Source organism: Flectobacillus sp. (assembly GCF_049240685.1).
In the GTDB taxonomy this organism is placed as follows: Bacteria; Bacteroidota; Bacteroidia; order Cytophagales; family Spirosomataceae; genus Flectobacillus.
Genome location: NZ_JBMLSD010000512.1, coordinates 1 through 4232, shown reverse-complemented (window position 1 = coordinate 4232; position 4232 = coordinate 1). Strand labels below are relative to the sequence as shown.

At 37.6% G+C, this 4232-nt stretch carries 4 protein-coding genes; 1 reads left to right on the top strand and 3 read right to left on the bottom strand.

Features of this window, described 5'->3' with window-relative positions:
* Positions 1-98 precede the first annotated feature (98 nt).
* Both clpX and ACOVQ4_RS23705 read right to left on the bottom strand, forming a co-directional pair.
* A complete protein-coding gene (gene clpX / locus ACOVQ4_RS23710; RefSeq protein WP_421823059.1) occupies positions 99-1358 on the bottom strand; it encodes an ATP-dependent Clp protease ATP-binding subunit ClpX in 1260 nt (419 codons plus the stop codon).
* Positions 1359-1693: 335 nt separating this feature from the next.
* The gene (locus ACOVQ4_RS23705) at positions 1694-2401 is read right to left on the bottom strand and encodes an ATP-dependent Clp protease proteolytic subunit (RefSeq protein ID WP_421823058.1); all 708 of its coding nucleotides are present in this window, start codon (positions 2399-2401) and stop codon (positions 1694-1696) included.
* A 373-nt stretch (positions 2402-2774) separates the two neighbouring features.
* Between ACOVQ4_RS23705 and ACOVQ4_RS23700 the strand changes: the two genes are divergently transcribed.
* A complete protein-coding gene (locus ACOVQ4_RS23700; RefSeq protein WP_421823057.1) occupies positions 2775-3152 on the top strand; it encodes a helix-turn-helix transcriptional regulator in 378 nt (125 codons plus the stop codon).
* Between the two features lie 176 nt (positions 3153-3328).
* Here the strand turns inward: ACOVQ4_RS23700 and ACOVQ4_RS23695 are convergent, their stop codons facing one another.
* Positions 3329-3928: a peptidylprolyl isomerase gene (locus tag ACOVQ4_RS23695; protein WP_421823056.1), complete on the bottom strand. Its 600-nt coding sequence runs from the start codon at positions 3926-3928 to the stop codon at positions 3329-3331.
* Positions 3929-4232 lie beyond the last annotated feature (304 nt).

Here is a 4232-nt window from a genome sequence, read left to right as displayed (position 1 = left end):
TAAAACACAAAACTTAAATATAATTCTGCACGATTACTTAGTATTATTATATAACAAAAAATCCCCAAACAATGTGTTCGGGGATTCGTAATTTATTTTCATGCCACTTTTTTCATTCTGCGCAAAGCCGTTTTTTCAAACTTCGAACGAGCATATTCTAGTGTTACATTAAATTCTTTGATTTCATCTTGCGAAGGCAGCTCAAACATCGCATCCGTAATAATTGCCTCACATATCGAGCGCAATCCACGAGCTCCTAATTTAAACTCCATCGCCTGCTCAACAATGTACTGTAAGGCATCCTCGTCAAAATGAATATCGATATCTTCCATTTTGAAAAGCTTTTCGTATTGCTTTGTTATTGCATTTTTAGGCTCTTTCAAAATCGAAAGTAGCGTTTCTGCGTCTAATGGGTTAAGAGATGTTAATACTGGCAAACGACCCAACAACTCAGGAATCAACCCAAATGATTTCAAATCTTGAGACGAAACATAACGCAAAAGGTTTTGCTCATCAAATTCATCTGCAAAAGAAGCGCCCTTCTTAAACCCAACAGGTTGTGTATTCAAACGATTCGCAATATGACGTTGAATACCATCAAACGCACCCCCACAGATAAATAGAATATTTTCGGTATTGACCGCAATCATCTTTTGCTCGGGGTGCTTACGACCTCCCTGTGGTGGACAGTTTACCACTGCGCCTTCCAACAGTTTTAGCAAAGCTTGCTGTACGCCCTCACCCGACACATCACGTGTGATTGAAGGGTTGTCCGACTTACGAGCAATTTTATCTATTTCATCAATAAACACAATACCCATTTCAGCTTTTGCAACGTCGTAGTCTGCCGCTTGTAACAAACGCGACAAAATACTCTCAACATCTTCGCCTACATAGCCAGCCTCTGTAATCACCGTAGCATCAGCAATACAAAACGGCACTTGAAGCATTTTGGCAATCGTACGAGCCAAATAGGTCTTGCCTGTACCCGTTTCTCCTACCATGATGATATTCGATTTTTCTATCTGTACATCATCATCCGTTTTGGGCTGCATCAATCTTTTATAGTGGTTATACACCGCCACACAAAGGTGCTTTTTGGCTTCATCTTGTCCAATTACATACTGGTCAAGATATTTCTTCATCTCAACGGGCTTTACCAATTCAAAACGAGGGCCTCCCTTTCTTTTGTCACCTTTGAAACTACGTGACGTAGGATTTACCTCTTGTTGTACTACCTGATAAGCCTGAGTGACACATTCACTACATACATGACCCTCCATACCCTGTAGTAACAATGGCACGTCTTTTTGGCCACGACCACATAGTGTACAATGAGGCTGTTGTTGTTGTTTCATTCTATGTAAAAAATAAGAGAGTTGTGAAATGTTTTTGTAAAGTTATGAGCAAACAAAACGGTAATATGTTTTTTTTTATTCGTTTATTAAAAAAACAAAAACTACTGTTTTGCCGATTTACAAATATCTCAACTCTTGTAAAATACAAATTGAAAAAAGAGTTTCGAGCCAATAGATTGCTTCTAAACGATTCAGGCAGCTTTTGGGCGAAACTATCTACAAAAGTACTGAATTTATACTAAAAATGCTTACTCCTTCGACAAAGGAGTAAGCATTCATGTTGTAATTTACGAGAAAAACAAAATTTTCGTAAATCATCAAAAATGTTGAACCAACTACGGTTCGCGCGTAAGAATCTCATCGATTAAGCCATATTCTTTGGCTTCTTCGGCACGCATCCAGTAGTCACGATCAGAATCACGTTCGATTTCTTCAAACGATTTGCCCGAGTGTTGTGCCAAAATTTCGTACAATTCTTTACGAATTTTTACAATTTCGCGAGCGGTAATTTCAATATCACGAGATTGACCTTGTGCACCACCCGACGGCTGGTGAATCATAATACGAGCATGAGGAAGAGCCGAACGCTTACCTGCTGCACCCCCAGCCAACAATACTGCACCCATCGAGGCAGCCAAAGATGTACAAATCGTAGCTACGTCAGGACGGATATACTGCATAGTATCATAAATACCCAAACCAGCATAAACCGAACCACCTGGGCTATTGATATACATCATAATGTCTTTACGAGCGTCTGTCGACTCCATAAACAACATCTGAGCAACGATGATATTGGCCATATAATCATCTACTGGTACGCCCATAAAAATGATACGATCCATAATCAAACGTGAGAATACGTCGATTTGAGCAAAACGCATCGGACGCTCTTCAATGATATATTGAGTCATGTCTTCAATAAATGGACGGCTTTGTCCACCTATTTGGTTCATGTACTGATCTACTGCTAGGCCATTCAAACCTCTGTGATGAACAGCATATTTTCTGAATTCTTCTGAACTTAATTCTTTGTGAAACATAATTTTATAACCGTTATTTTAAACTGTAAACTTCTAAATCTGCAAAATGGTTCGAAGCAAATTATAGTTGAACTTTCAAGTCGTCTTGCAGTGTTTTGCAACTAAGAGGTAGTTCTTTTAAACAAAGATGCAAAATCTATGAAAAAATCCTAATCAGATTTTCAGATAAATTCTCGGAAAATACGATTTTTCACTATGATTTTTATTACCCTTCAAAAAGTTTTAAAAATACTTTCTTGTAAATCAAAGGATTATACCAATTGCGGTACTGGATTAACAAGTTCGACGTAAAGTGGATATTTTTCTATAATTTTTCGAGACTAACCAATTTCATTTCTGAGTCTATCATAACCAACTCAACCTCATAAGATATATGAAACAACAAGATTCTATTCCTGATAAAATCAGAAAAGCTCGTGTACTCAAAGGGCTTTCTCAAGAAAATGTAGCCGATATGCTAGGTATTTCGACTACTGCCTATGGCGATATCGAGCGTGGCAAAACAGCACTCAGTATCAAACGCGCCCAAGAATTATCTAAAGTGCTAGACATTCCTGTACTTTGGGACGAAAATGAATTGACCAAATCTCCACCAATAGATACACTCTTGGAGGAAAACAAATATCTCAAAGCCGAAAACCTTCGCTTAGAAATAGAACTCAAATTTTGGAAAGAAAAATTTGAACAACAACTCTATTTGGAAGCCTATCGTATACTTCAGCAAAAACAACGTGAGCCTATTGGCTTTTAGGTAAGTGGGTAAAGCGTCAAGTTGTGTGTTTAGGCATTAGGCAAAAGGTCTTTAGAATTTCATAAAAAACACCTTTATTTCTTTAGTTTTCGGCCTTGGGCTTTGAACAAAAGTATCTTTGTATTTATTAAAGGATTTAAAACTATTTGCCTAGTGCCTGTATAGTAATTACTTCGCTATTCTAAAATACGAATAGAAAACTTCACTGGGTCAACGGGTTTTTCGTTGAAGGCTCTGGCTTCCTTGATTTTATCGACTACCTCCATTCCTTGGGTCACCTCTCCTATCACGGTGTAAATACCGTCAAATTTGCGAGCCTCCTCCGCATTGGTAATAATAAAAAACTCACTGGCCGAGGTATTTCCCTCGGGGTTCATGCTGGGGTCGTATTGTGCCATTGCTACTGCACCACGTTTGTGGGTATATTTGGCGGTATTTACCTCGGTAGGCAAATCATAGTCGAGGCGGTACATCCATTCGGCTCCGCCTTGAATAGCTGTTTCGTACACAATTCGATAAAAGAACAAATCGGTATAATAGCCCCCTTTGACCAATCGCACAAAGTTGGCTCGGTGTAATGGAGTTCCGTCGTATAGTTTGATGCTAAAGTCGCCTAAACGTGTAGTTACCAATAGCTTTGTTTCAGGATTTTGTTTCCCAAACTCTTCTAAGGTCGAACGAACCTCTTTATCAAATAAGCGCATATCTTTTCGGCAAGCACTTAGGCACAACAGCAGCCCCACAAACATCCAGTACCGATATAAATTTCTATTCATTATATTGTTATTTAACAAAACTGAGCGTTTTGACTAAAGCCTTTATTAAACTTTTGAGATACCAAATTTACCAATCTTTATGAATGTCTTTCACAAAGAATTGATAAATTTATAACAAGCTACGTACCTCAATTCCTCTAAGTAATTTCTAATTTTTTATTAACGAATTTTAAAACAAAGGTTGATTTATTGCATCTATTATAGCCATAAATCAAAAATTGAATAAATATAGCATTAGATAAGTGGGTAAGTAATTTTGTAGAATTAGATTTAATTTTTTTGTTTTTAGGTAATAGGTAATAGG

Excerpts from the sequence above, each read along its gene's own strand:
- clpX (WP_421823059.1), bottom strand. The coding sequence starts at position 1,358 with ATGAAACAACAACAACAGCCTCATTGTACACTATGTGGTCGTGGCCAA.
- ACOVQ4_RS23705 (WP_421823058.1), bottom strand. The coding sequence starts at position 2,401 with ATGTTTCACAAAGAATTAAGTTCAGAAGAATTCAGAAAATATGCTGTT.
- ACOVQ4_RS23700 (WP_421823057.1), top strand. The coding sequence starts at position 2,775 with ATGAAACAACAAGATTCTATTCCTGATAAAATCAGAAAAGCTCGTGTA.
- ACOVQ4_RS23695 (WP_421823056.1), bottom strand. The coding sequence starts at position 3,928 with ATGAATAGAAATTTATATCGGTACTGGATGTTTGTGGGGCTGCTGTTG.